Consider the following 24,948-nt stretch of genomic DNA (forward strand, 5'->3'; position numbering starts at 1 on the left):
TTTTAGCAACTTCCGTACATTTGAATACGATAACATTGTATTCGGCATATTTACTATTCAGGATTTCCCAAAAATGTCACAAAAGCCAGGTAAAAAAATTGCACCTATCCCCATGTCTAACAATGTTAGCGTGGTTGACTTGATTGATACCTATTTTACTGCTTACAACTCAGCCCGGTTGCGGGAAGCCTGTCAACTGCTAACTAAGGAAGTGTTTCAAGAGGGTGTCACCGTCGGAGTTAGCCTGTCCGGGGCGATGACACCAGCCGGTTTTGGCGTTTCCGCCCTTGCGCCCCTCATTCGCAATGGTTTTATTGACTGGATGATTTGCACAGGTGCGAATCTTTACCATGATATGCACTATGGTTTGGGTTTTGAACTATTTGCGGGTAGTCCCTTTTTAGATGATGTCAAATTACGGGAAGAAGGAACAATCAGAATTTATGACATTATTTTTGGTTACGATGTACTGCTAGAAACGGACGCTTTTATTCGTAAAGTTCTCCAAGCTGAACCTTTCCAAAAACGCATGGGAACAGCGGAATTTCATCATTTACTGGGTAAGTGCGTGTGGGAAATCGAAAAGCAATTGGGTGTCAAAAATTCCTGTTTATTGGCGACAGCTTATGAATGTGGCGTACCTATTTATACTTCTTCTCCTGGAGATAGTTCCATTGGGATGAATGTGGCTGCTTTGGCTTTAGAAGGTTCAAAGCTGGTAATAGATCCGTCCATTGATGTCAATGAAACCGCAGCTATCGTCTATGGGGCGCGAGAAAACGACGGTACAAGTGCAGCGGTAATTATTGGTGGTGGTAGTCCTAAGAACTTTTTATTACAAACACAACCGCAACTTCACGAGGTTTTAGGATTGGAAGAACGGGGACATGACTTCTTTATTCAGTTTACTGATGCCCGTCCTGATACTGGTGGTTTGTCTGGGGCGACTCCTGCTGAAGCTGTGAGTTGGGGGAAAATTGACCCCGATGAGTTACCTAGCGCTATTGTTTGTTATACCGATAGTACGATCGCTCTGCCTTTGGTAACAGCTTATGTCCTGAATCAATGTCCACCACGCCCCCTGAAGCGGCTGTATGATGGACGTGAAGCTTTATTAGATACTTTGCAAAAAGATTATTTAACAGCTAAAGACAAGCCTGTAAGTGAGGGTAGTCAGGAAAAAGCAGCGACTTATCCCTGCGGTACACCTGTGAAAGGTTAGGGTTTTACTATAATACTGTGGGCGATAGCTAATCAAGCTGAATCGCCCCTAGATTTATTCATCAAATGTCTATTTACTACTTTGCTGTTTGATTGCAAGTTTTCACTACTTCGATATCTAACTCAAATATCCGAGCAATTTGTTCTACAGTTAGCCCCTCACTTAACAGTCTAGGAATCGTTTTTAACTTAGTTTCTAACTCTGTTTTTAACTTCGTTTCTTCCTCAATTTCTTGATAAAATCGGGTTTGCTGCCATTCTGTTAATCCAAACATTGCTTCTAACTCCTGACGGCTATAGGATAAAAATTTGTAAACCAGCATTCTTTCTACTAATTCTAAAAGATTTCGACTCTTGGCCGCATCTGCTTTTTCTACCAGATTGATCAAAGTTTATCTCAGCTTTTAACTCCCGAATTTTTCTGGGCATTAATTTTGCCTACTTCTTTATCCTTATGACTTTATATGAATAAATGCTAATTCTTCATTTTGTAACTCTTCTTTTAACTCATTCAAACCTAGATCAATTGATTCTTTTTCTTTAATAAGAATAGTTTTATCAGTTCCTATGAACTGCCTTCCCCGAAGAAACTTCTCACCAGTCAAACTAGGTTGTTCACCCAGTATAGATAGAGAGCCAATAAGTGCTAAACAACAACCAATAATATAATTTCCAATATAGAAAGTTACAAAAAAAATAATTGCCGCCTTAGCACCCTGTTGATACCCTGGTGGTTCAACTGAAAAGAGAAGATTTACTGATTCAACATTTCCAGACAGTGCTTGATAGAGTAATTGGATATTACCAGATGTCCTAAAACTTCTTATCAATTCTTCAATATTGATCAGCACTTCATTCTCTGGAATATCCATTTTTCTACATATTTCTATAGCCATTTCTGCAAGCTCATGAACTTTACTCCAGTTATATGCTGGATCATTAAAAATGCTTGGATCAAATAACGACTGAGGCAAATCTTCTAAACTAAAACTAATAGGGTATGAACTTGAAATCTCAGACTTCATTTCTACTATAATGGGACTGGATGATTTTTCAAGTATAGTCATAACCTGAAGAAAGTTTTTTAATTCCTTCAGGGAACTACCTTCAGCGTAAGAGCGAATCGAAAAGTTTATGTTTTGATTTGATTCAATAATAAATTCAAAAAACCTAGATTCTACTCTAATTTTTATACGTTCTTCTGGAATGAATTCATTAAAGGGAGAGATATATAAGTTCGCAGGAAAGGATATACCCGGAGAGAATTTATACTCTTTGAATTTTAATTCTGCTTCTAGTGGTTTGACCTTAAGGGATAAAATTCCTCCATCGCGCTCTATGTAAGGAGTTTTAGACAAAATTCCAAATCTTTTATCATGAATAATTGAGTTATCTATATCAAGTTCTTTGCAAATTCCTAAAGACAAATCTAAAATATCTCTAATAGGATCATCACTAGCTAGAGTGAAAGTACCCTCATATCTACCATTTTCAAATCCTAGAGTTTTTAATAGCTGATTTTTATTCTCAATATACTTTTCCATACCCTCTGGAATATGTTTCTCAATTTCATGTTTTAAACTCTGTCCAGTTATATCTACCAAACGATCAGCATCTCCATAAGTTATATCAAGCGTGTGCTTATTTAGCTGATATCCATTCTCTTTATTTTCTAGCTCTCTAATTCTCTTTAAAGTTTTCTCGATTATCTCCTTTCCGACATGAACTAAATAAATAGCTTGCGGTTCAGGTTTTCCATCAAATTCAATAAAGCAATAAAAGGCTGGTATTTTTGCCTTAATAAGTCTATGTAAATTAGATAGAGTGATTGATTCTCTCTTCCTTTGCTCATTCGTTGATTTAACTTGAATTTTGCACTCTAATGGTGCTGGAAGAATATCTTGAGGAGAAATATTATCCGGCTTCCACGGAAACTCTACAAGGAAATCCCATCCTGTTCTATCCATTTGAGATTTCTGAATTGTTAAGTCAACCTGAAGACACAATTTTGTGAATTCCGTTTCCCCTAATGGTCCTAAATTTATATCCTGCATATTGTGAGTTTCCTAAAGAACAGCGTAATACTAGTACACATAAATTACATTGTAGCTAGTTATTTTTAATAATAGCAAATTGCCAAGAATTTAGGTATTAGCTGAAATAACCATTGTTAGCTATACTAAAAACGGATAGTTTCTAGATATAACCCGCAATCCACCTTTTTATTAATAAAAAATCTTAATTAAATTAACTCTAAACTTACCCTATCTTCACCATTCATCGCTAAAAACTCAGTAAATCACTGAATTTCGGGAAATACTCGACCATGACGGACAACTCTTTGGGGTGTAGATTGTGTCATCTTAATCACCTGATTAAAGTGTAGTGTATTTTATATTTTAGCATCAGGAAGACCCACAAGCAATGTTAGTAAAGAAAAAAGATGCAAGCTATCGTGAGAATTTAGGAATATGGATGATTTTCAGCTTTGGCTTGATTACAAAAGAAAATAATCAGCATATTCCTAAATATATAAAAGTAACTGAACATTAATCTTACCTTTGATTGATGTGGATCATGTCTGTATTTTGAGAATATGTAAGGTGTTTACGTAATAATCGGAGTTAATAATAATGACCATACATAAAATAAACATGGCTCTACCGCTCCCTTTATGATATTTTCGGTAAAATATCCCTGAAACCCCTACACCGATTGGATTTGAGGTTTTAATATTTTCAAAACAATGGTTTTGGATATATTAAAAGGATGTTTGATCATAAGGGGAACGGTAGAACCATAAACATTGGTTTAACAGAACAACAGCGTCACGGTGTGATGAATTTGTTAAATCAAGATTTAGCAGATGCCAATGTATTGCTAGTAAAAACAAAAAAGTATCATTGGGATGTTGTCGGGCCTCAGTTTCGTACCTTGCATAAACTTTGGGAAGAACACTATCAAAAACTGACAATAAATATTGATAAAATAGCTGAAAGGATTCGGACTTTGGGCTGTTATCCAACAGGTACAATGGCAGGATTTTTAAGTCTTGCAACTCTCAAAGAACATAGCGATAAAATTCCTACAGCAACCAAGATGGTGACTCAATTGGTGGAAGATCATGAGCAGATTATTCGCAATTTAAGAAATCATATAGATCAGTGTAGTCAAGAATTTCATGATCAAGGTTCTGCTGACTTTTTAACTGAGTTGATGGAAAAACATGAAGAAATGGCTTGGATGTTACGTTCATTTATTGAAGGAGAAGCAGTAGAACCAGATGGTAAAAAACAACCAGCAGCAACTAAAGTTCCGGTGGGTGTGTAAATAATTCAGAAAGTTTTCATCATCAGAATCAGGATTTACTGGATTACAAGATTAATGCCGGAAAATGCTGTATTTAATCCTGTAAATCCTCAAATCCTGAGCATCCTGATTCAGACAATTTTCAGATTATTACTTCCCAAACACAGTAGTTAGAGAACGAGCAATATTTTTCGGTTGCATAGCATCCATTGCTGCTGTGGGTTCATAACCACAATGTACCATACAATCAGCACATTTAGGATTACCACTAGCACCGCCATATTGACTCCAATCAGTCTTATCCAACAACTCCTGAAAGGTTGCATAGTAACCTTCATTCAACAAATAACAAGGTTTTTGCCAACCGAGAACACTGTAACTAGGACTACCCCAAGGAGTGCATTCATAGTCCTTCTCACCAATGAGAAAATCTAAGAATAAAGGGTTGTGATTGAAGTTCCAATTCTTCTTTCCAGATGTGTAAGGTGAGAGAATTTCTCTAAATAAAGCGCGGGTTTGTTCTTTTTGCAGAAAATGATCTTGATCTGGCGCCCATTCGTAACTGTAACCAGGAGAAATCATCATCCCGTCAGTACCCAATGTTTCCAGAAAATCGAAGAATCCCTGCATTTCTTGGATATCGCAACCCGCAAAAATGGTTGTGTTGGTAGCGACACGAAAACCCTTAGCTTTAGCCGCGCGAATCGCTTGGATAGCAGTATCAAAAACGCCTTTTCTGTCTACACATTTATCATGCCATTCCCGCATTCCATCTAAATGGACACTAAAAGTTAGATAAGGAGAAGGCTTAAACTTATCAAGACTCTTTTCTAGTAATAAACCATTAGTACACAAGTAAATATATTTCTTGCGTTTAATTAAACCCTCAACAATTTCACTTATTTGGGGATGTAGTAAAGGTTCTCCACCGGGAATAGAAACCACTGGTGCGCCACATTCTTCCGCTGCCGTAAAACACTGTTCTGGGGTAAGATTTTGCTTGAGTATTTCTACAGGATGCTGGATTTTACCGCAACCAGTACAAGCTAAATTACACCGAAACAGCGGTTCTAACATCAAGACCAGGGGAAAGCGTTTCCGTCCTAATAACCGTTGTGTAACTAAATACTTGCCAATATCTATTGCTTGTTGTAAATTAATTGCCATTTAATCGTTCTCCTCTTTTAATTACACCACAGGTTGAATTCAAAAATCATTATTTGGGTTTAGCAATGCTAAACCCCTACAAAATCAGAGGTAAAATAATGAACTTTCACTTTCACCTAATTTACATAACCTTGAGCTATAAACCAATCCACAGCATCCTTGAGGGCTACATTCAGAGGGGACTGAGGTAAACCTAATTCGCGGATAGCCTTAGAAGCATCATAATACATTGGTTGCTGTGCCATGCGGACTCCATCAATGGGAACTGTGGGAGTTTTCCCTAGAGGGGCAAGGATTTTTTCGTCTATCCAAGCTACAGTTAGGGGTATCCAAGCTGGTATAGATGTTTGCGGTGCGGGTAAATTGGTGATTTGGGAAAGTTGCTCTAGGAGTTGTTTGAGGGTAAGATTTTGATGACCAAGAATATAGCGATCGCCTGATTTTCCCTTTTCTAAAGCTAATAAATGCCCCTTAGCTACATCGCGCACATCTATAAAATTTAACCCTGTATCTACATAAGCAGGCATTTGTCGCCGTAAAAACCGCAGAATAATATCACCTGTAGGAGTGGGTTTAATATCTAATGGACCAATAGGGCTACTAGGATTAACGATCACAATATCTTGACCCTGATTAGCAGCGGATATTGCCACTTGTTCAGCCAGAAACTTTGATTTTTTGTAATCTCCTACTAATTTCTCTACCGGACTTTGATAGGTTTCATCCACAATTTCACCAAATTTACCGACACCAATGGCTGCAACGGAACTAGTATAAACAGTGCGTTCAATCCCGGCTTTTTCGGCTGCGGCCAAGATGTTGCTTGTACCTTCAACATTATGAATATAAAGCAATTCTCGGTCTTTTTGCCACAGGGAATAATGGGCTGCGACATGAAAAAGATATTGACAACCCTGCATCTGTTTCCAGATATTTGGGTTATTTAAATCACCTTTGACAATATCTACAGCCAAACCCTGTAAATTACCCAGGTTACTACTAGGACGAACTAAAGCGGTAACTTGGTATTTTGACTCTAACAGCGATCGCACTATATGAGAACCAATAAAGCCTGTCCCCCCGGTTACAAATGCTCGCATTCAATCACCCTCTACTCCTCAAGGTTTCTAACCGCATTTAAATATCCGTTATTGAGAACTCTGATCAAGATATTACAGTGTCAACTGGCTCTTTAAGGTCATTGCATTGGCTTTTCATTGTTGCTAAACCCAAATAACGGATACCTTCTGGAGATATATCAAAGCGACAAGGAAGAACTTCTAAACCTAGTTGAATTGCTTCCCGTAGCAACCGACCATATACAGGATCTTTACTATCCCCAGGTGCAAACTCTAAACAATCACCTCGGTTAATAAAATACAGCATTACGGATCGACTTTGGGGTAAAACTTCCATTAATTCCCGTAAATGCTTTTGTCCTCTGGTGGTTTCGGTGTCAGGAAATAACGCTAAACTCCCCTGTGACCAAGTTGTATTTTTTACCTCTAAATAAATTGGGCGCTGTTGAGAACTTCCCGTTAAATAAAAATCCACCCGACTTTTCCGATCTTTTCCATAAACTACTTCACCCTTAACCTGGTCATATTCACTTAATTCTGGGAATAAATGCTGCTGTAGAGCCAATTTAATCACCCGATTAGGTAAAGCAGTGTTTACACCTACCCAAGTTGTTGCATGATCATTGACCTGGATTAACTCTAAGGTATAAGCTAATTTGCGTTGAAGATTATCACTTTTGGAAACTTGTACAGCACTACCAATGGTAGAAACTCCCGTCATTGGACCTGTATTCGGACAATGTGCTGTGATCACCTCTCCAGAATGTAATTGAATATCAGCAAAAAACCGCTTGTAGCGTTTGAGTAAAATACCAGGATATAGTTTTGGGTATTTATATAACCAATCAATCATTTTTATAAATAGCTGTGATGAAGTCTTGGCAATTTATCCTCTCATAACAAGTTGCACACCACCTTAATGTACCTTGATTTTCATGAAAATTTAATCATACAAGTAGGTGAACAGAAAAAAACCGTAGACGCGGAGCGGCTTCTCAGTAATATGTAACGAAAAGTAAAGCCGCCCAACACCTCTTCTGGAGTTTCCTTTTTTTTTGTAATTTTTGTAGTCAAATTTACGATATTTTTATGCGACTTGAATATAATAGATATAACAAACCTACCACTTAGATAAGTATGGTAGTATTTACCAATGCAAGGAGAAATATCCTATGCAAAAAGTCTCACTCTATACGGAATTAGAATATGCTTTTCTGTTCACTCTCAGAAAAGTAAACTCCATTAATACAGCAGGTTTTAAGCCATTTTTTGAAGATTTACCAATTGACCCTTATGTTAAAGGTGAATATCGCTCACGCAGATTATCCAGATTTAAAGTTTCTGGAGATAAATTGGTGAAACTCCCTCACGGATATCTACTACAAAGTGGAAAATATAATCCCTTATTAGGAGATATTAAAAGAGAGTTTGCAGAATTAGATGATGCACTCATACAACTGGCGATTTTTAAGAATATGATTTTTGCATTCTATGATTCTTGTAAACTACATCCAGAAACAGAAATCGGTGTTCATCAAATTAGAATTACCTGCTCACCGAACAATCTAGGACATCCTGCTCCTGAAGGTATTCACCGAGATGGTAGTGATTTTATTGGCATCTTTTTTGTAGATAGAGATAATATTCAAGGAGGAGAAACCCATTTATACACTGCTAAAAAAGAAAAGCCAGTTTTTAACAAAGTTTTGCAACCTGGAGAAATAATTTTAGTAAATGATCGTGAATTTTTCCATTTTGCAACTCCCATAAAACCCCAAAATTCAGGTATAGGAAACATGGATGTCTTTGTAATTACTTCTCCTAGTTTAATTTCTGACTTTTAAGAAATATTTTGAAATAGGAATATACAGATCCCTGAGTTCTTGAAGAAGTCAGGGATATTGTGCGTTTTATCTGATTTGTTCTATGGTTGATAATTGACAATTTTCACCTATTCCCTATGCTCAGGCTAGAATCTGTTAATTTTTATAAACGTTTACAACATCAACACCAATACCCGATTTTACAGGATATTACCTTTGATGTATCACCAGGCGATCGCTTGGTAATTATTGGTGAATCTGGTGCTGGTAAAACTTCCTTATTACGCCTCATTAACCGCCTAAACGAACCCACCGGCGGGAAAATTTATCTCAAAAATCAGGAATATCGCCAAATTCCCGTTATCCAACTGCGTCAACAGGTAATGCTTGTCCAACAAGAATCTAAGCTGCTGGGGATGACAGTTGGGGAAGCCTTAGCTTATCCTTTAATTCTGCGCGGTGTACCTAAGCAAACTATTCAGGAAAAAGTCAGTTATTGGCAAGAAAAACTGCAAATTCCTGAACAATGGTTAGGACGAACCGAGGTGCAACTTGCTGCTGGACAAAGACAGTTAATTGCGATCGCTCGCGCCCTAGTTACCGAACCCCAGATTTTACTCCTAGATGAGCCTACATCAGCCTTAGACACTCCCACATCCACTCATTTAATAAGTGTACTCACTCACCTAAATCAACCCCATTCCTCGGCAATTTTAATGGTAAATCGCCAAATTGATTTAGCTCAAGCATTTTGTACCCACCTGTTACATCTTCAGCAAGGTCAAATAGTTCTCAATCAACCTGCCGCTGATACAGACTGGGACAACTTAGCAGCCAGCCTCAAGCAAGCCGAAACTCAAGCACTAACAGAATGGACTTAATCAATTACCCATTAACCATTTCAAGAACTTTGAGTAGTTAGTACAGGAAGTTGATTAGTAAATCTCTCTTTTGGTAATTTTGTGTGTGTTTGCGGAATGTTGACATTCAAAATTTCCATGTTAAACCGGTATCCAACATTGCGGATAGTTTGAATTAAACTGGGTTGACGGGGATCAAGTTCCACCTTCTTCCGCAACGATAAAACATGAGTATCAATAGTGCGGGGATTATCAATAGCATCAGGCCAAGCACGACGTAATAATTCCGATCTACTTAAAGGTACTCCTCCAGCTTGTGCTAAAACGTACAATAAACTGAATTCCTGGGGCGTTAAATCAATAAACTCCCCTTGAAACCGCACCCGACGCTGGACTAAATCAATTTGCAAACTGCCATAATCTAAATAAGCTGGTGCAGTAGGTGTCCGGTTACGGCGGATAATTGCCTCAACCCTAGCCAAAAATTCTTGCATTCCAAAAGGTTTGCTCAAATAATCATCCGCCCCCGCTTTTAATCCTGCTACAATATCGGCTTCATTAGTACGAGCAGATAACATGAGAATTAAAGGCTGTTGTTGACGATGTAACCAGCGGCAAAACTCCACCCCATCACCATCTGACAAATCCGCATCTAGAATGACTAGAGTGGGTTGATGGCTGATAAACACTTCTTTTGCTTGATAAATACTGGCAGCTTGATGAACTCGGTATTCTAGTTGTTGCAAGTGCCAACCCAACAACGACCTCAGATGGGGATTCCCCTCAACAATTTCTATACAAACCGAACCCACAGTGGTAAGACCCCTTAGCGTTGATGAATCTCAAATTAACAATCTCATGGTCAAGGTTTTGTAGTTTTTGTTACTTCAATAGACATATTCTTCACATTTTCCTCAAAAAACCTTGCAGAAAATTTATTTTTTACTTTATTTGCAGCCAGGCTAGTAGCCTTATTAAATTTTTATTACGTTTACATTATATCCATTTTACAACGGCAATAGGTAAATAAAATTACTGCCCCATTACTTGTAGCGGTATGAACTAGAATCAGCTACAAAATTTACTTCAAAAAGCCATATAACCTATTACTTTCTTCTCTTCTCTTCTTTTCTTCTTCTTTTTATTCCTCCTGACTCCTGACTCGGTGACTCCTAACCCCTATCATTAAAGTTTATTTTTGGCAATCTGTCCTACTCCTGAAGAGATATGGTAAACTCAATAGAACAATCATTTATCAAAGGGAGTAGCACAAAAATCACACCTGATTACAACCAAAGGTAGAGACAGGTTGTTATTTATCCCGGAAACAGCTAACAAATTCTCAAACTTGATTTTACAAATTTATGCACTAATAGCTAGATTTGTATTCCCGGTGAGAAGCGTCTAAAAAATTGGATAAAAATCAATTACCCTTTGTGGTTACAAATAGATAGCTAAGTCCAAGCTATCAGATCAAATTTTTGACAAAAAATCGTAAAAATACCTGACAAAATCACCATATTTCCAATTTTTTGGCGTTAGGATCTAATTAAGTTTTTAGCTGCTGGGGGGTCTCACCCAAGGTGAAAATATTAACTGATGAGTTAATACAGAAGAGGGAAGTGATACTTCATTAAGCGTGAATCATCATCTACAATTCTCATTGCAAAGAGATTAATAAAGCAGTTATGCTCCAAGACACACAAGCCATCCGCTACTACCAAAGACTTACCGACGCCTTCGTCGAATTATGGAATCGCGGTTATCGTATGGATGATATGCGGATGTATTTGGATGGATACCTTGCCGCACTTCGACATAGTAACATCATGGAACCATATTGGATTCATCGCTTAGAAGAGGAAGCCAGCCGTTATTTGCATGATGTATCTAACTTCGCAATGGTTCAGCCGGAACCTGAGAAACAACATGGCTACTACTAAAGGTGCTATCTGATTTTGCTGATTAGCCTATTACCGCTGACGATTATAGCACGATTTTTGCATTCGTCAATGGGGTATAGGGGACGAAATTCGGGAAATACTGCAATTGATATGAAATCAACCCCCTTAGTTTTACATCAACAAGGGGAATTTTTTTGTTTATTCGTCAACCTTAGAAAATAATTAAAACATTTTATGTTTAAAGACAGGTTAATAAAACATTATTTTTTACATAAATTTTGAATTTACATTTAACCTTTCAGTTCTGATTAATAATTTCTTCCCGCTGTAAATTGATAGTTTCTTGAGATAATTGACACAATTCCTCTAGAGATATCTTTTCTGAATTGTACAATTCTTCAATCTTCTGTGTAGCAACTTCTAAAATTTCCTTACCACTTCTGATTTGAATATTTAATTTATCTTGATTTCCATCATAAATCACAAACAGAGAGATATTTTTATCCATAGTTTGTGTAATCCCTTTGACTTTAGAATCAGTCACAAATTTACCTTCTGCTGGAACATGAAGAGGTAAATTAGAAGATTGAATAATTTCCTGAATATCTGCAAGTTGTAAACTAGAAATTGCGGGAATTTTCGCTTCTATATTCACAAATTCGGCTAAATCTGGCTGCTTAATTACAACATCTTCTAATGATTCATATTGAAATGTAATTTTCCCTGCTAAATTATCAGTAATCGCATAAATTGACACAGAGTATGGAGGTTTAGGGACAGAACCCTGTGCATAAAATAAACTCCCCTCTGCTGTGACAGTAATTTGAGGTGTATCTGCTAGGGTTTGTAAAGATTGCAAATTAGCAATGGTACTTTTAACAAATACAGAATCCAGCCCTAAGATAGATGCTAAATCATTAGCTGTAGGAGGAGGATTAAACTCCATAGCAGCACGAATAATAAACTCTTCTAAAACATTAAATTTGCGGGGTTCTTTAATGGTTAATTCTAAAGAATTTTGAATTACAGTATAGCCAAATTGACGCGCTGCTAAAACTGTTAAACCGGAAGTTTCAGTTTCAATTTTCTCAACTATATATTTCAGATTTTCATCAATTGGTTTAATTACAGAAACAGGAAACATCAATAAAACCTCCATGAGAATTAACAGTTTTGGCAACTTCGGAATACATATTACCTACTGTACCGGGTTTAGTTGTAAATAAATCATGACAACCAACAATTACTAATAATTCTTGTGCGCGGGAAAAAGCCACATTCACCCGTTCTGGTTTATTGGCAAATCCCACATCTCCTTGCTGATTGTTCCTTACCATACTGACAATTACCACCGGTCTTTCCATACCTTGAAATCTATCCACTGTACCTGTTCTAATTTGCAAAGAAGGGAAAAGTTCAGATTGTAAGCGTTCATCAATTTTTCTTAATTGAGCGCCATAAAATGTAATTACAGCTATTTCTTTTTTTGGTTCTCCATTTGCTACTTTATGCACCCAAACCTGCTCAAATTGCTGACAGATACTTTCAATCACATCAACTTCTTTAATATTCAAAAATGAAGTTCCATTGCGTTCTTCTTGAAATTCATTTTCTCTGGGCATTTTTACCCAGCAGAGATGATGGTAAGATTGAATGATTTCCCCTGCTAAATTATGAGCGCGTTTTGTGTCAGGTTCTAAAATCCCACATTCCAATTTACCATGATAAAACTGATTAATTGCGCCCATAATCATCGGGTGCATTCGATATTGAGTATTCAGCATTTTTTTAATGCTTTTATCAGCGGTTTCAAACTGACTTTTAAATAATGATTCTTCTAAAAATTGTAATTCTTCCCTCGTATTCCCCATTGTTCTCGCAACTTCTTCCACAGTGCTAGTATCAAGCATAGGTGGTAATTGCCGATGATCTCCTACCATGACTAATTTTTTACCTTTCAAAGCCGGAATTAGTAACTCTGGAGGAGTGCATTTACTAACTTCATCAATAATCACAACATCAAAAGATTGAAATTCTTCTGAGAAATTATAATTTGCAGCTTGAACACAAGTAATACCAACAACGTTAGCATTATCTAAATAAATCCCTCTTAGGTCTTTACTATCTTGTTCTGAGGGTTGACGAAGTTTTGCAACCCAATCTTGCACAAAATTTTGATATTTGTGCAAATAATTTTCTTCACTTTTTAGCTGTCGTTTCCATGATTTAAATTTATTTTGAATATTGCATAAAGATCCTAAATCTAATAAATCATTATTAGATAATTCTGGTTTTAATTTATCTGGGATTGTTTGCCAAATTGACTGCCACCAATTCCGTTCGCTAATTAAACTAGCTGATAACTGTAATTGTGATTTCTGTTCTAAATCAGATATTTTTATTTGTAATTCTGCAAGTTCTTGTTGATAAATATCAGCTTCTGCTTGGAAATTTGTGAACTCTTGATTTAAAGAGTCTTTAATTGTTTCTAAAACAGTAAAAGGTGCTAATGATAAAATCAGAGTTTCCATTTCATTAATACGATTTTCCCAAAACTTGACTTGTTGGGAAAATTCCTGGGGTTTTTCCCAAATATTTGGTTGTCTAGTCAGATATTTTTCTGCTAAAATCCGTAGTGGTAGGGGGATATTTTGCTGTTTATGAAGTGCTTGTAAGTTATTGATAACTTCTGCAAGTTTTAAATTAGCAGCTTCTTTAGTTTTCTTTACCTGAGATTTAGCTTCAGATATTTGTGCTGATGAAATTTCATCTTCCGGAAGTTCCTGAAATTGCTGTTGTAAAATTTCTAATTGTTGTTCAGCTTCAGTTTTAACTCTTAAAACACATTGACGCGCATGAACTAAGATAATATCTAGTAATTCTTGGGTAATGCGGGCAAGAGTAGCTTCAATGTTATTCCATTCAAAGGACTTACTGTATGTTTTTTCCAATCTAATTAAAAAGACTTGAGTGTTTTCAACTAGCAATTTTCGCTGTTTAGGATTGAGGAGTTGATAATTTTGGAATTTTTGATAGGTTGTTTGCCATTGAATTTGATCAATTTTTGATAAAACTATAGGAATTTGACTAAAACTTTCTTGTAAAAAATAACTAAAATCATGTTTTTTACCTTTTTTATCGGTAAAGTTACCCGCTATTTCATAAGATATGGCTTTTGTTAATACTCCCCAATCTGGTAAACTGATTTGATAGTTTTTAGGAACAATAGTTAATTTTAATGTTTTGGCAAACATCAATAAACCTAATGGTAAACCTACCATACTTTCTGTTAATTCAAAATCAGATTCTTGACATTCTTTCAATGCTTGATATAAGTTATTGTAAGCTGTAGATTTCCATTCAACAATTGCTTCAACAATATAATCAATTTCCCGTTTGCGATTTTCCCAAATTTGAATTGTTGTCCGTAAATCGTTTTGGTTATGACAATTTTGATGATCTGTTTCTAATTTCTCCAAAGATACAGAATGCTGCTGGAAAATATAAACTAATTTTGCTACTTCCGAAATAGCTAAACCGACATCATTAGCATCTTTTAATCCCGGCTTAAATGCAGAAATATGAGTTGTGATATTTTTCTGCAACCAAACTGCTAACCCAAATCCACCAAATCCCGGACGAGTAAAACCAAGTTCTTCAATACATTTAATAGCTTGACGCACATTTTCTCGAAAATTCTGTACTTCTTGATTATTTTCTGTATAAGGTTTAATTTGTGGTAAAAAACTGTTGATTTCTGAAGATTCCCAATCTATATTTGTGGCATTTTTGAGAATATTTTCTAACCCAGTAATTAATAATTCAATTTCTTTTTTAGTTACTAAAGTTTGATTATATTCAATTTCTTGATTTTGATGAGATATTTCTAAATTTTCTTTTTCATTTTTGAGTTCATTCTGTTGCTGATTTACTTCTTGTTCTGCCAGAAAATAGTCTGTAAATCGTGGTGATAATAGTAATAATTGATTGATAATTCTAATATTTTCGTGACGTTGACTGAGATTATTTTCACAGTCAGTAGCGGTATTTTGTAGCCATGTACCAATTACTTGATCTTCTAAAAATGGCTGTCCTTCTTCCCCAACTTTTTCGGCTCGTCCCTTTCTAATAGCACGAATAACGGGATTGTGAACTAAGCGACTGAGGGCGTTATCAACGGCTAAATTAGCTTGTGAGGTAATTAATGTGCGTCCCCCGCGCAAAGCTACTTGATAGCAAATTTCCGCAATTACGGTAGTTTTTCCTGTACCTGGTGGTCCTTGAATCAGCACTAAATCTTCTGCGGACAGGACTTTTTCAACTGCGGCTTTTTGTCCAGCATTTGCAGAAGATAATAATAAGTCTTTTGAGTTAAGTTTAATCCTTTTGATAATCGGTCTGGCTTGGGAAGCGTCAAAGAGAAAGTTACCTAAATAGGGGTTTTGAGTGCGTCCTTGTTTTAATTGTTCTAAGGCTTTTTCTTTCCGTTCAATTTGTTTGATGTCTCCAGCAGCATCAAAAAATAAGTAACCATTCTTGGGAAGTTGATAATTACCTTTGGCTATATATTCGATGATTTCTCGTTCTAATCGAACATGAATAAAATTATGTTTTTGATCAATTTTTTCAATAGTTCCTAATTGACGACTGTGACGACGATTTCTGTCTGTGGGTACGGAATCTAAAAAGTTAACTTCTTGATTTTTGGCTTTTCTTACCCGTTCCCAAAAGTTTTCTACACCTAAAATATTCTCTTCAGAACCGTTAAGGGTAGCTGAATTAACTTTAACTTCTAAAGCGATTTGTCGAGAATTTGAGCCATGATGAGAAATTCGGAAAGATACACAAAATTGCCGGGATTTAGCAATGCGTTCTTCAACTTTTAAAAATGCTTTCCAGGCTTTAAGTTGATCTTCTGTGGGGACATGATTTCCGCAAATTGGCATATTTTTAATTTTTGCCAATAATGGTTTGGGAATATCCAAACGATGTTGATGATTGGGGCTTAGTCGCAACCAATAGGGTAAAGCATAGCCGTCAATATTTCCCCGCAATTCATGTAATAAATAAGCTGATAAAATTTTAAATCCGCCATGTCCATCTTGACGAATAGCAGCTTTAAATGCTAAAGTTTTTCCTAGCTTTTTCAGTTTTTTTGGTAGTTGAAAGTTTTCTTGATCTGTGGCTATAGTTAGTTCCCAAATCTCTTCTCCTGGTTCTTTTGCAGTTCCTTGACGACGAATATAAAACAAGCCTGGTTGTTTACCAACTAAATCAAATAATAATTCATTGGCACGCTCTCGTCGTTCTCGAAATTCAGGATATAATTGGAGGGATGATTGACCTTCAAGATGGCGAACTAAATTATCAACGGCTGAACCTATAAACGTATAACCACAATCTTCTATCTTTGTTTTATTATTCATAGTTTTGGTAAAAAATATTAGTAATCAATAATGTAATATTAATAAGGATCAGATCCCCGACTTCTTTAAGAAGTCGGGGATCTTCTAGTTGATATTAAGAAGCTAGTGTTACTTCTACCAATTCTTGTAATTCACCTTTGTTGTACATTTCAATCAAAATATCAGAACCGCCAACGAATTGACCATTAATGTATACTTGGGGAATTGTTGGCCAGTTGGAATACTCTTTGATGCCTTGACGAATTTCTTGATCTGCAAGTATGTCAAGGGTTTCAAAGGGAACTCCTAATGTATTGAGAATTTGGACAACGTTATTAGAAAAACCACATTGGGGCATTAATTTATTGCCTTTCATGAAAACCATAATTTTGTTTTCTTCTACCAAAGTATCAATTCTTTCTTTAAGTTCTGGGGTCATGATTAGTTATTTCCTTATGTTACTGAAATTCAAGAGTTGATACGATCTTAGATTTTGTTTTCTTAATGCAAAATCCTCAATCTAAAATTAGTTTGTTGCTTGCCAAGCTTCGGGAGTGTAGGTTTTAAGTGCTAAAGCATGAATCGCTTCGCTGGATATAGCTTGTTGCAATGCGCCATAAACTAGTTGGTGTTGTTGCACCATTCCTTTATCTGCAAACTGCGATGAAACTACTGTTACCTGATAGTGATCACCACCACCTGTCAAGTCTTGTACTTGCACTTGGGCATCTGGCATTTGTGCCTTGATCATTGTCTCTACCTGTTGCGGACTTATCATCGCAATTCCTGAAAAAACTTACTTCTCTATTATTAACAGATATGTCGCGGTTGGCTGTTGCCTGTTAGCATTTGCCGATTATTTTTTACCTTGACGCGGAAAGGGGACATCTACAAAACCTAATTCAAATAATTGTTGGTATGCTTTTGTGCCTAATTCTCTGGTGGGGTTTTGACTTTTAATGATTTGCACTAGCAAAGGGATGGCTAATTCTGGCTGATTTTGCGCTCTATGTACTAAGGCTAACTGATAGGTGGCTTCATCTCGCTTTTGGGCAGTTGCTAAAGCATTTTTACGGTGGGCATCAGCGGCACGAATGTCAATACCCGCAAAACTAGAATTTAGGTCTTGATAAAAGCTTGATAATTGATTATAAACTTGGCGGGCTTCTTGGAGTTTTTTGGCAGCCAGAGGGTAATCTTGACTAGCAACTGCTTGGGCTGATTCTTTGATCAAGCGATCGCCTCCCTCTATACTTAAAAGATTATTACTTATTCCTGTGGGGCTGAGGGTATTAGGCTGATCTGTATTAATAGGTTTTGGTTGTTCCGTAGGTTTGATTTGATTAGCGGGTTTGGCTTGATTAACAGGATTTGATAACTTTTTCCCCTGAGCATAAGCAGGTGACAGCAGACCCAAAACTGCTATGAGTGATAAAAATGTGAAGCGAATTAAAGGAGCAGCATTCATGAGTTTAATTAGTGCAATAATTCTATAGAAAAAGTTGGGAAACCTTGTGTATCTTAACTCTCTTTGTCCTAGAGATAAAGTCAGTCACGCGATAACCATTCAAAAAGCAGAGGAAAAAATCCCCCAACTAACGCTAGAGGATATATTCTCCATACTTTGTGTTAGTCGTCAGTTACCTATTTTAAAGTTCCCAAAACAGGTGTTAACTCAGTCGCTGGAATCTGCGGATTTAATAATCCACTAGCATAAACACGAGGATTGGTTTGGGAAATAATCGTATAAGATTGGCGAACATGAGCATTGACAGCCACAGTTTTCGCATCATACATTTGCATGGCTACTTTGGGGTAGAAACCAATGCCAATAATCAGCACCAGAAAACAGGCAGCAATAAACACTTCACGAGGTCTGGCATCAGTATATACCGTTTCCGTTGGTAAAAGGCAATCTGTACCAAAACAAGCCGTTCCTTCGTCTTCTTGATTTTCCAACCCAGCATTGTTAATATCGCAGATCAGTGCCGCACCAGAACCGTAAAATACTTGACGCAGCATAGAAAGGAGATAAATAGGTGTGAGAATAACTCCCACAGCCGCTAGGAAAACGGTAACGGTGCAGAATGTGGAAGTATAAACATCGCTAGTAGTTATCCCGACAAACACCGAAAGTTCACCGACAAAGCCACTCATTCCCGGTAAAGCCAAAGATGCCATTGCCCCCATTGTAAATAGAGCAAATACTTTGGGCATAGCTTGACCAATCCCACCCATTTCTGACATGACCATTGTGCGGGAACGGTCATAAGTTACACCAGCCAAAAAGAATAACACGGAAGCAATTAAACCATGGGAGATCATTTGCAACATTGCCCCGTTGATACCCAAATCGGTGAAAGAGGCAATTCCTATTAATACAAAACCCATGTGGGAAATGGACGAATAAGCCAAACGCCGTTTCATATTCGTTTGAGCAAAGGAATTTAACGCACCATAGATAATATTGACAACACCGAGAATGACGAGAACGGGGGCAAAGTAAAAATGAGCATCGGCAAGTAGGTCAAGATTCAGGCGAATTAGTCCATATCCACCCATTTTCAACAACACACCCGCCAAAATCATGGATACGGGAGAAGATGCTTCACCGTGGGCATCAGGTAGCCAAGTATGCAAGGGGAAAATCGCCAATTTTACGCCAAAGGCAATTAACAACCCAGCATATAGTAGCAGTTGCAGAGTGAGGGGATATTCTTTTTGTGCGAGTTCTGCAATATCAAAAGTGACATTTCCGCCGCCATATAGCCCCATTGCTAAGGCTGCCACCAAGATAAATATAGAAGCTGCTGCGGTATAAAGTAAGAATTTTGTAGCTGCGTAGCGTCGTCGTTGTCCACCCCAAATACAAACTAGTAAATATACGGGGATTAATTCGACTTCCCACATAATGAAAAATAACAGCAAGTCTTGGGCAACAAATACCCCAACCTGTGCAGAATACAACACAAGCATGAGAAAATAGAACAGCTTTGGTCTGCGGTCAACTTGCCAAGCTGAAAAAATCGCCAGTGTGGTCACAAATCCCGCCAAAAGTACCAAGGGGGCGGAAATACCATCAACAGAAACTGCCCAGTTTAGTCCTATCTGAGACATCCAGACATAATTTTCTACCAGTTGAAAATTCGCATTACTAGCATCGTAATGTTGCCAAAAGGCGTAACACATCAAAATAAAGTCAGCAATACCTATACCCAGTGCATACCAACGGACAAGTTTGCCGTCTTTATCAGGCAATACAGGGATGAAAAAGGATGCTAAAAGTGGAAATAGGACAATTGCGGTAAGCCAGGGAAATTGAGCCGCTATCATGTCAATAGGAAAAAATACTTATTGGTTAATTTTGCTATTGTACTAGACTTTTTAACAATTTCTTTATAAGTTTTTACCCCAGGTTAGCATAAAGGAATATATACATAAATATATCTTATGCTGAGGATTGAGTAGATGAGAAAACGTCTTTATCTGTCTAATGATATAAATTCGCTCTGCTTTTAAGTGAAAAATTTTAGGCTTTTGCTGAGGAGAAATGTGATAAAATTGGTTAATAGTTGACAAATGACAACCGACTAATAACAACTAACAAATGAACGATTTTTGGAATACGATTTTAGAGTTTGCAGAAACCACTACTATCAGAGTGGGAAAACAATTAATGCAGGATTTTGGTAAAGTCCAAGCTTCACAAAAAGCTGATGGTAGCTTGGTAACAAAATCAGATAAATGGGCAGATCAAGAAATTCGAGATGCTATTGTTTCTACTTTCTCCGGTTACGGCATTTTGAGCGAGGAAAGTAATCAAACTTTTCCGAATGCAGAATGGTGTTGGGTAATTGATCCTTTGGATGGTACAACCAACTTTACCAGAGGAATTCCGATTTGGTCTATTTCTCTGGGGTTACTTTACCGAGGAACGCCCATTTTTGGTTATGTTTACGCGCCACCATTAAATCAAGCCTTTCACGGATTTTGGGCGGGTTCGTCAGGCTTAACAACGCCAACGGGAGCATTTTTAAATAATCATCCCATTCATACCAGTAAAGATGCTCCCAGCAAAAACCACTTTTTTAACCTTTGTTCTCGCAGTACCGACATTATTCAACCGGGTTTCCCCTGTAAAATTCGGATGTTAGGAGTTGCTAGTTATAACTTTCTTTCCGTCGCAACTGGTGCGGTTTTGGGGGGAATTGAAGCCACACCCAAGGTATGGGATATTGCTGGCGCTTGGGTCATTGTCCAAGCTGCGGGTGGGACGTGGGTATCGCTCAATTCTGAGTCTTTTCCATTATCGCCGGGAATGGATTATAGCGATCGCTCTTTTCCCACAATGGTTGTGAGTAATTCCGATATAGTTCCGATATTTACACCATTTCTAGAAAGTGCAAAACTTTAACAACTGACAACTAACAACTGACAACTGACAACTGACAACTGACAACTGACAACTGACAACTGAAAAAATTATGAAAGGACTTTGGTTAGAAAATAATCAATTACAATTACGTACCAATATTCCTATTCCTGAACCACCACCAGGAGAGGCTTTAGTGCGGGTTTTGCGGGCGGGAATTTGTAATACTGACCTAGAATTAATTAAAGGTTATTATCCTTATACTGGCATTATCGGCCATGAATTTGTTGGTGTTGTTGAACAAGGTCCCAAACAGTTAATTAATCAAAGAGTGGTTGGTGAAATTAACGCTGCTTGTGGTGATTGTCGTTTTTGTCGGCGGGGACAACCAACACATTGCGAAAATCGGACAGTTTTAGGAATTGTTAACCGTCATGGTGCATTTGCAGAATATCTATCTTTACCTATTGAGAATTTGCATCTTGTTCCTGAAAATGTATCTACAGCAGCCGCAACTTTTACTGAACCCATAGCCGCAGCTTTGGAAATTCAACAACAAATACAAATATGTAAAGATGACCGAGTATTAGTAGTTGGAGATGGTAAACTGGGACAATTAATAGCCCAAACTTTAGCCTTAACAGGTTGTGAATTATTAGTAGTTGGAAGACATAAAGATAAATTAGTAAATTTAGCAGCGAAAGGAATTAAAACTGGTTTCGCTGATAGCGTCACTGATAGATACTTTGATATCTCTGTTGATTGTACAGGAAATCCTGAAGGTTTTAATATTGCTCGTCGGGCTTTACGTCCTCGTGGTATATTAATCTTAAAAAGCACCTATGCGGGAAATCTCAGTTTAGATGCTTCTGCTTTAGTGGTAGATGAAATCACCCTCATTGGTTCTCGTTGTGGTCCCTTTGTTCCAGCATTGGAATTGTTAGCGACGGGAAAGGTAGATGTTCAATCTTTAATTGATAGTCATTATCCACTTTCTCAAAGTTTAGCAGCTTTTGAGAAAGCCAAAACTAAAGGAGTTTTAAAAGTGTTGTTAGAAATGAGTTCGTAATTATTTGTCAGAATCAGGTAGAGACATTAAACATCTCTACCAAAATTTATCAACCTCTAAACTTTCAACGCCTTTTCAGCTTGGAAATGCAGCAATAATCCATATTCCAAACCTTCAACTACAGCTTGATAAGAAGCCTCCAAAATATTGCTAGAAACTCCTACAGTAGTCCAGCGTTGTTGACCATTACCTGATTCTACCAAAGCGCGAGTTTTAGCAGATGTTCCCGTATTTCCATTGAGAATTCTCACCTTATAATCAGTCAATTCAAAATCAGCAATTTGGGGATAAAAATTCACTAAAGCCTTCCGCAAAGCGGCATCCAAAGCGGCTACTGGTCCATTACCTTCTGCGGCTTCGAGAATATTTTTACCATTAACAGCGACTTTCACAGTTGCTAAAGAATTAGTAGATTCCTTCATTTCCACCAAATCACAATGGACTTGAAAACCTTGAACTTCAAAAAACTGCTGACGACAGGATAAAGCCTCATACATCAAAAGAATAAAACTAGCTTCTGCGGCTTCAAATTGATAGCCTTGACTTTCCAATTCCTTCATGCGGTGGAGAATTTGTCTAGCTTGGGGATGATCCTTATCTAATTCAATCCCACAACTGCGAGCTTTAGCTAAGACATTACTTAAACCAGACTGTTCAGAAATGACAATCCGGCGGTGATTTCCCACCAATTCCGGTTGAATATGTTCATAGGTTAGAGGATTCCGTGCCACCGCAGAGACATGAATTCCCCCTTTATGAGCAAAAGCCGAAAGTCCCACAAAAGGTGCGTGTTCGTCAGGTGCGAGATTAACAACTTCACTGACAAACCGACTAGCTTCTGTAAGCTGATTTAGCTGGTGTTCACCGATACAAATATAACCCAGCTTTAGCTGTAAATTGGGAATCACAGAACACAGATTTGCATTACCGCAACGTTCCCCATAACCGTTGATTGTTCCTTGTACCATTCTAGCTCCAGCCATAACTGCCACTAAGGCATTCGCCACCGCCATTTCTGAATCATTATGAGTATGTATTCCTATTTGGGGAATTTTTTCTTGACAACTAACCCCTTCGGGGTTCGTCAGTCGCTCATGGGGGAAACCCCCAAGACCGCGCTGACTCACAACTGACAACTGACCACTGACAACTGACACAATTTGCGAAACTTCATGAGGTAAAGTCCCACCATTGGTATCACATAAAACTAACCATTCTGCACCTGCTGTGACTGCTGCTGTCAACGTCTGTAAAGCATAATCAGGATTTTGCTTATAACCATCAAACCAATGTTCAGCATCGTAAATTACTCGCCGTCCTTGAGAACGCAAATACTCGATTGTGTCGCCAATCATGGCTAGATTTTCCGCCAGACTGGTCTTGAGTCCGGCTGTAACGTGCAAATCCCAAGATTTACCGAAAATTGTCACCCAGCGCGTATCTGCCGCCAAAATCGCTTGGAGCATGGGTTCATCTACTGCTTTGGTATGAGGACGACGGGTGGAACAAAAAGGGACAACTTCTGCTTGTTTGAGGGGATTTGTTTGAAGTTGCTCGAAGAATTGGACATCTTTGGGATTTGCTCCCGGCCAACCACCTTCAATAAAGGGTATACCCAATTCATCAAGTTTGTGAGCAATGCGTAACTTATCTTCTATGGACACTGACAGTCCTTCTCGTTGAGTTCCGTCGCGGAGAGTAGTGTCATAGATCCAAAGTTGATTTGAGGGAGTTGTGGTCATAAAAATTGGGTGAACCGTTGGTTCAACACTGACACCTGAGAGACAAATTTGCGGCGATGTGCCAATATACAACAAAACGCTATTTCGGTAATTTCAATATCCCTCAGTTAGTAAGGCCAAGTAAATTAATTGAGTGTAAAGAAGAGGCTGGGGATAAGGGACAGAGAGATGATCAACTGTCGAGGCATTGGCACTTATGGTACTTATGCGGTTACAGTAGAAAGTGAGGTGTCCGCAGTGAGTTAGCCTAAGCAAACACAGCGATAGCGTTCGCAAAGCGTCCCGGAGGGAACTAGCACAATCTAGGAATCGCTTCCTTCCCATTCTCCTACAAACGGCCTGGGTTTAACTTGCCAAATTCAGGTTTTAGGTGATGTCAAAGTAACTAGATTTTATGGGTTTTGGGGTCAAGGTTCTCAATTAGTTTAGATACCAGAAGGTTAACAAGGAGAGAAACAAGATGGGTAGATGGACACCCTTGATTTTAATGGCTGGCGGCGTAGCAATTTTGCTAGGTACGTTACTGGGAATTAATTTTCCTATGGGCGGACAACAAACTGCTAATGTTCCCCAAGGACGCAAAGAATCTAGCGTTCTTCCCGCTAATATTAATGTTAATAGTGCTACGAATGGGAATGATTCGGAAAATACTAGTAGTAATGAGTCAGAAATTTCCAGCCGAAACAATTCTAATTCTGCCAGTGAAAACCCTCGGAATACCCGTGTAGCTCAAAGTAATGGTTCTACAGAGACTACCAACAATTCTGCTAATACTACACAAGAAACAAGTGGTAGTACGAACAGTTCCAGTTCTAACAATGATAGTTCCAGTTCTGCCAATGAAACTTCTACTACAGAACGTAATTCAAATTCTGGTAGTAATACCAATCAAAACAAAGAACCAATTCGGGCTTTGTGGTAACTAGGGAAAAATTTAGTTAGAGGTCAAAGGTCAAAATTAAAAAACTCATGACCAATGACCAATTTCCACCCCCTC

Annotated in this window: 22 protein-coding genes and 1 pseudogene; 10 read left to right on the forward strand and 13 right to left on the reverse strand. The window is 37.8% G+C overall.

Going from position 1 to position 24,948, the window contains the following annotated elements; genetic code table 11:
* The first annotated feature begins 73 nt into the window (after positions 1–73).
* Positions 74–1,222, forward strand: coding sequence for a deoxyhypusine synthase (gene speY, locus AN490_RS17465; protein ID WP_300005967.1), 1,149 nt, complete (start codon positions 74–76; stop codon positions 1,220–1,222).
* 76 nt (positions 1,223–1,298) lie between these two features.
* Here the strand turns inward: speY and AN490_RS17470 are convergent, their stop codons facing one another.
* Both AN490_RS17470 and AN490_RS17475 read right to left on the reverse strand, forming a co-directional pair.
* Positions 1,299–1,610, reverse strand: coding sequence for a DUF2887 domain-containing protein (locus AN490_RS17470; protein WP_300005970.1), 312 nt, complete (start codon positions 1,608–1,610; stop codon positions 1,299–1,301).
* A 63-nt stretch (positions 1,611–1,673) separates the two neighbouring features.
* Positions 1,674–3,275, reverse strand: coding sequence for a hypothetical protein (locus tag AN490_RS17475; RefSeq protein WP_300005972.1), 1,602 nt, complete (start codon positions 3,273–3,275; stop codon positions 1,674–1,676).
* Between the two features lie 370 nt (positions 3,276–3,645).
* Between AN490_RS17475 and AN490_RS17480 the strand changes: the two genes are divergently transcribed.
* On the forward strand, positions 3,646–3,774 hold the full coding sequence (locus AN490_RS17480; RefSeq protein WP_300005974.1) for a hypothetical protein: 129 nt from the start codon (positions 3,646–3,648) through the stop codon (positions 3,772–3,774).
* A gap of 216 nt (positions 3,775–3,990) precedes the next feature.
* Positions 3,991–4,551, forward strand: coding sequence for a Dps family protein (locus AN490_RS17485; protein WP_300005977.1), 561 nt, complete (start codon positions 3,991–3,993; stop codon positions 4,549–4,551).
* Between the two features lie 129 nt (positions 4,552–4,680).
* Here AN490_RS17485 and hpnH read toward each other — a convergent pair whose 3' ends face one another.
* The 3 genes from hpnH to sfsA all read right to left on the reverse strand — a co-directional run bounded on the left by hpnH (position 4,681) and on the right by sfsA (position 7,629).
* On the reverse strand, positions 4,681–5,697 hold the full coding sequence (gene hpnH / locus AN490_RS17490) for an adenosyl-hopene transferase HpnH (RefSeq protein ID WP_300005980.1): 1,017 nt from the start codon (positions 5,695–5,697) through the stop codon (positions 4,681–4,683).
* 116 nt (positions 5,698–5,813) lie between these two features.
* Positions 5,814–6,797 (reverse strand): hopanoid-associated sugar epimerase, encoded by a 984-nt coding sequence (gene hpnA, locus AN490_RS17495; protein WP_300005983.1) that lies wholly within the window; start codon positions 6,795–6,797, stop codon positions 5,814–5,816.
* Between the two features lie 64 nt (positions 6,798–6,861).
* Positions 6,862–7,629 (reverse strand): DNA/RNA nuclease SfsA, encoded by a 768-nt coding sequence (sfsA, locus tag AN490_RS17500; protein WP_015083331.1) that lies wholly within the window; start codon positions 7,627–7,629, stop codon positions 6,862–6,864.
* A gap of 319 nt (positions 7,630–7,948) precedes the next feature.
* Here sfsA and AN490_RS17505 point away from each other — a divergent pair, with 319 nt between their 5' ends.
* Positions 7,949–8,620: a 2OG-Fe dioxygenase family protein gene (locus AN490_RS17505; protein ID WP_300005988.1), complete on the forward strand. Its 672-nt coding sequence runs from the start codon at positions 7,949–7,951 to the stop codon at positions 8,618–8,620.
* 116 nt (positions 8,621–8,736) lie between these two features.
* Positions 8,737–9,480 carry an ATP-binding cassette domain-containing protein gene (locus AN490_RS17510; RefSeq protein WP_300005991.1) on the forward strand — a complete coding sequence of 248 codons (744 nt, stop codon included), beginning with the start codon at positions 8,737–8,739 and terminating at the stop codon, positions 9,478–9,480.
* Between the two features lie 20 nt (positions 9,481–9,500).
* Here AN490_RS17510 and AN490_RS17515 read toward each other — a convergent pair whose 3' ends face one another.
* Positions 9,501–10,271 carry a response regulator transcription factor gene (locus tag AN490_RS17515; RefSeq protein ID WP_015083329.1) on the reverse strand — a complete coding sequence of 257 codons (771 nt, stop codon included), beginning with the start codon at positions 10,269–10,271 and terminating at the stop codon, positions 9,501–9,503.
* Between the two features lie 876 nt (positions 10,272–11,147).
* On the opposite strand from AN490_RS17515, the gene AN490_RS17520 reads away from it, so the two are divergent.
* Positions 11,148–11,402 (forward strand): DUF6761 family protein, encoded by a 255-nt coding sequence (locus AN490_RS17520; RefSeq protein ID WP_015083328.1) that lies wholly within the window; start codon positions 11,148–11,150, stop codon positions 11,400–11,402.
* 259 nt (positions 11,403–11,661) lie between these two features.
* Here AN490_RS17520 and AN490_RS17525 read toward each other — a convergent pair whose 3' ends face one another.
* The 6 genes from AN490_RS17525 to AN490_RS17550 form a co-directional block, all read right to left on the reverse strand.
* The gene (locus AN490_RS17525; RefSeq protein ID WP_300006000.1) at positions 11,662–12,507 is read right to left on the reverse strand and encodes a hypothetical protein; all 846 of its coding nucleotides are present in this window, start codon (positions 12,505–12,507) and stop codon (positions 11,662–11,664) included.
* Entirely contained in the window at positions 12,485–16,789 is a 4,305-nt protein-coding gene (locus AN490_RS17530) for an AAA domain-containing protein (protein WP_300006003.1), read from the reverse strand. The genes AN490_RS17525 and AN490_RS17530 overlap by 23 nt, the downstream gene beginning before the upstream one ends.
* Before the next feature lie 94 nt (positions 16,790–16,883).
* Positions 16,884–17,207 (reverse strand): Grx4 family monothiol glutaredoxin, encoded by a 324-nt coding sequence (gene grxD, locus AN490_RS17535; RefSeq protein WP_015083325.1) that lies wholly within the window; start codon positions 17,205–17,207, stop codon positions 16,884–16,886.
* An 87-nt stretch (positions 17,208–17,294) separates the two neighbouring features.
* A complete protein-coding gene (locus AN490_RS17540; protein WP_015083324.1) occupies positions 17,295–17,546 on the reverse strand; it encodes a BolA family protein in 252 nt (83 codons plus the stop codon).
* A gap of 78 nt (positions 17,547–17,624) precedes the next feature.
* Positions 17,625–18,236 (reverse strand): hypothetical protein, encoded by a 612-nt coding sequence (locus tag AN490_RS17545; RefSeq protein ID WP_300006007.1) that lies wholly within the window; start codon positions 18,234–18,236, stop codon positions 17,625–17,627.
* A gap of 176 nt (positions 18,237–18,412) precedes the next feature.
* Positions 18,413–20,101: an NAD(P)H-quinone oxidoreductase subunit 4 gene (locus tag AN490_RS17550; protein WP_300006010.1), complete on the reverse strand. Its 1,689-nt coding sequence runs from the start codon at positions 20,099–20,101 to the stop codon at positions 18,413–18,415.
* Between the two features lie 274 nt (positions 20,102–20,375).
* Between AN490_RS17550 and AN490_RS17555 the strand changes: the two genes are divergently transcribed.
* Complete coding sequence (locus AN490_RS17555; RefSeq protein ID WP_015083321.1) at positions 20,376–21,182, forward strand: inositol monophosphatase family protein; 807 nt, start codon at positions 20,376–20,378, stop codon at positions 21,180–21,182.
* Positions 21,183–21,252: 70 nt separating this feature from the next.
* Complete coding sequence (locus AN490_RS17560; protein WP_300006015.1) at positions 21,253–22,209, forward strand: alcohol dehydrogenase catalytic domain-containing protein; 957 nt, start codon at positions 21,253–21,255, stop codon at positions 22,207–22,209.
* Between the two features lie 56 nt (positions 22,210–22,265).
* On the opposite strand, the gene cimA is transcribed toward AN490_RS17560, so the two are convergent.
* Entirely contained in the window at positions 22,266–23,951 is a 1,686-nt protein-coding gene (gene cimA / locus AN490_RS17565) for a citramalate synthase (protein WP_300006018.1), read from the reverse strand.
* A 98-nt stretch (positions 23,952–24,049) separates the two neighbouring features.
* Between cimA and AN490_RS17570 the strand changes: the two are divergent.
* Positions 24,050–24,380 (forward strand): annotated as a pseudogene (locus AN490_RS17570) ((2Fe-2S)-binding protein).
* A gap of 31 nt (positions 24,381–24,411) precedes the next feature.
* Positions 24,412–24,873: a hypothetical protein gene (locus AN490_RS17575; protein WP_300006021.1), complete on the forward strand. Its 462-nt coding sequence runs from the start codon at positions 24,412–24,414 to the stop codon at positions 24,871–24,873.
* Positions 24,874–24,948 lie beyond the last annotated feature (75 nt).

This window comes from Anabaena sp. AL09 (assembly GCF_001672255.1).
Classification (GTDB): domain Bacteria; phylum Cyanobacteriota; class Cyanobacteriia; order Cyanobacteriales; family Nostocaceae; genus Dolichospermum; species Dolichospermum lemmermannii.

What these genes read in the sequence shown, in the direction of transcription:
- AN490_RS17545 (WP_300006007.1), bottom strand. Translation starts at nt 18,236, where the DNA reads ATGAATGCTGCTCCTTTAATTCGCTTCACATTTTTATCACTCATAGCA.
- AN490_RS17525 (WP_300006000.1), bottom strand. Translation starts at nt 12,507, where the DNA reads ATGTTTCCTGTTTCTGTAATTAAACCAATTGATGAAAATCTGAAATAT.
- AN490_RS17560 (WP_300006015.1), top strand. Translation starts at nt 21,253, where the DNA reads ATGAAAGGACTTTGGTTAGAAAATAATCAATTACAATTACGTACCAAT.
- AN490_RS17555 (WP_015083321.1), top strand. Translation starts at nt 20,376, where the DNA reads ATGAACGATTTTTGGAATACGATTTTAGAGTTTGCAGAAACCACTACT.
- AN490_RS17485 (WP_300005977.1), top strand. Translation starts at nt 3,991, where the DNA reads ATGTTTGATCATAAGGGGAACGGTAGAACCATAAACATTGGTTTAACA.
- AN490_RS17575 (WP_300006021.1), top strand. Translation starts at nt 24,412, where the DNA reads ATGGGTAGATGGACACCCTTGATTTTAATGGCTGGCGGCGTAGCAATT.
- AN490_RS17480 (WP_300005974.1), top strand. Translation starts at nt 3,646, where the DNA reads ATGTTAGTAAAGAAAAAAGATGCAAGCTATCGTGAGAATTTAGGAATA.
- speY (WP_300005967.1), top strand. Translation starts at nt 74, where the DNA reads ATGTCACAAAAGCCAGGTAAAAAAATTGCACCTATCCCCATGTCTAAC.
- cimA (WP_300006018.1), bottom strand. Translation starts at nt 23,951, where the DNA reads ATGACCACAACTCCCTCAAATCAACTTTGGATCTATGACACTACTCTC.
- AN490_RS17505 (WP_300005988.1), top strand. Translation starts at nt 7,949, where the DNA reads ATGCAAAAAGTCTCACTCTATACGGAATTAGAATATGCTTTTCTGTTC.
- AN490_RS17510 (WP_300005991.1), top strand. Translation starts at nt 8,737, where the DNA reads ATGCTCAGGCTAGAATCTGTTAATTTTTATAAACGTTTACAACATCAA.
- grxD (WP_015083325.1), bottom strand. Translation starts at nt 17,207, where the DNA reads ATGACCCCAGAACTTAAAGAAAGAATTGATACTTTGGTAGAAGAAAAC.
- hpnA (WP_300005983.1), bottom strand. Translation starts at nt 6,797, where the DNA reads ATGCGAGCATTTGTAACCGGGGGGACAGGCTTTATTGGTTCTCATATA.
- AN490_RS17540 (WP_015083324.1), bottom strand. Translation starts at nt 17,546, where the DNA reads ATGATAAGTCCGCAACAGGTAGAGACAATGATCAAGGCACAAATGCCA.
- sfsA (WP_015083331.1), bottom strand. Translation starts at nt 7,629, where the DNA reads ATGATTGATTGGTTATATAAATACCCAAAACTATATCCTGGTATTTTA.
- AN490_RS17550 (WP_300006010.1), bottom strand. Translation starts at nt 20,101, where the DNA reads ATGATAGCGGCTCAATTTCCCTGGCTTACCGCAATTGTCCTATTTCCA.
- AN490_RS17520 (WP_015083328.1), top strand. Translation starts at nt 11,148, where the DNA reads ATGCTCCAAGACACACAAGCCATCCGCTACTACCAAAGACTTACCGAC.
- AN490_RS17475 (WP_300005972.1), bottom strand. Translation starts at nt 3,275, where the DNA reads ATGCAGGATATAAATTTAGGACCATTAGGGGAAACGGAATTCACAAAA.
- hpnH (WP_300005980.1), bottom strand. Translation starts at nt 5,697, where the DNA reads ATGGCAATTAATTTACAACAAGCAATAGATATTGGCAAGTATTTAGTT.
- AN490_RS17530 (WP_300006003.1), bottom strand. Translation starts at nt 16,789, where the DNA reads ATGAATAATAAAACAAAGATAGAAGATTGTGGTTATACGTTTATAGGT.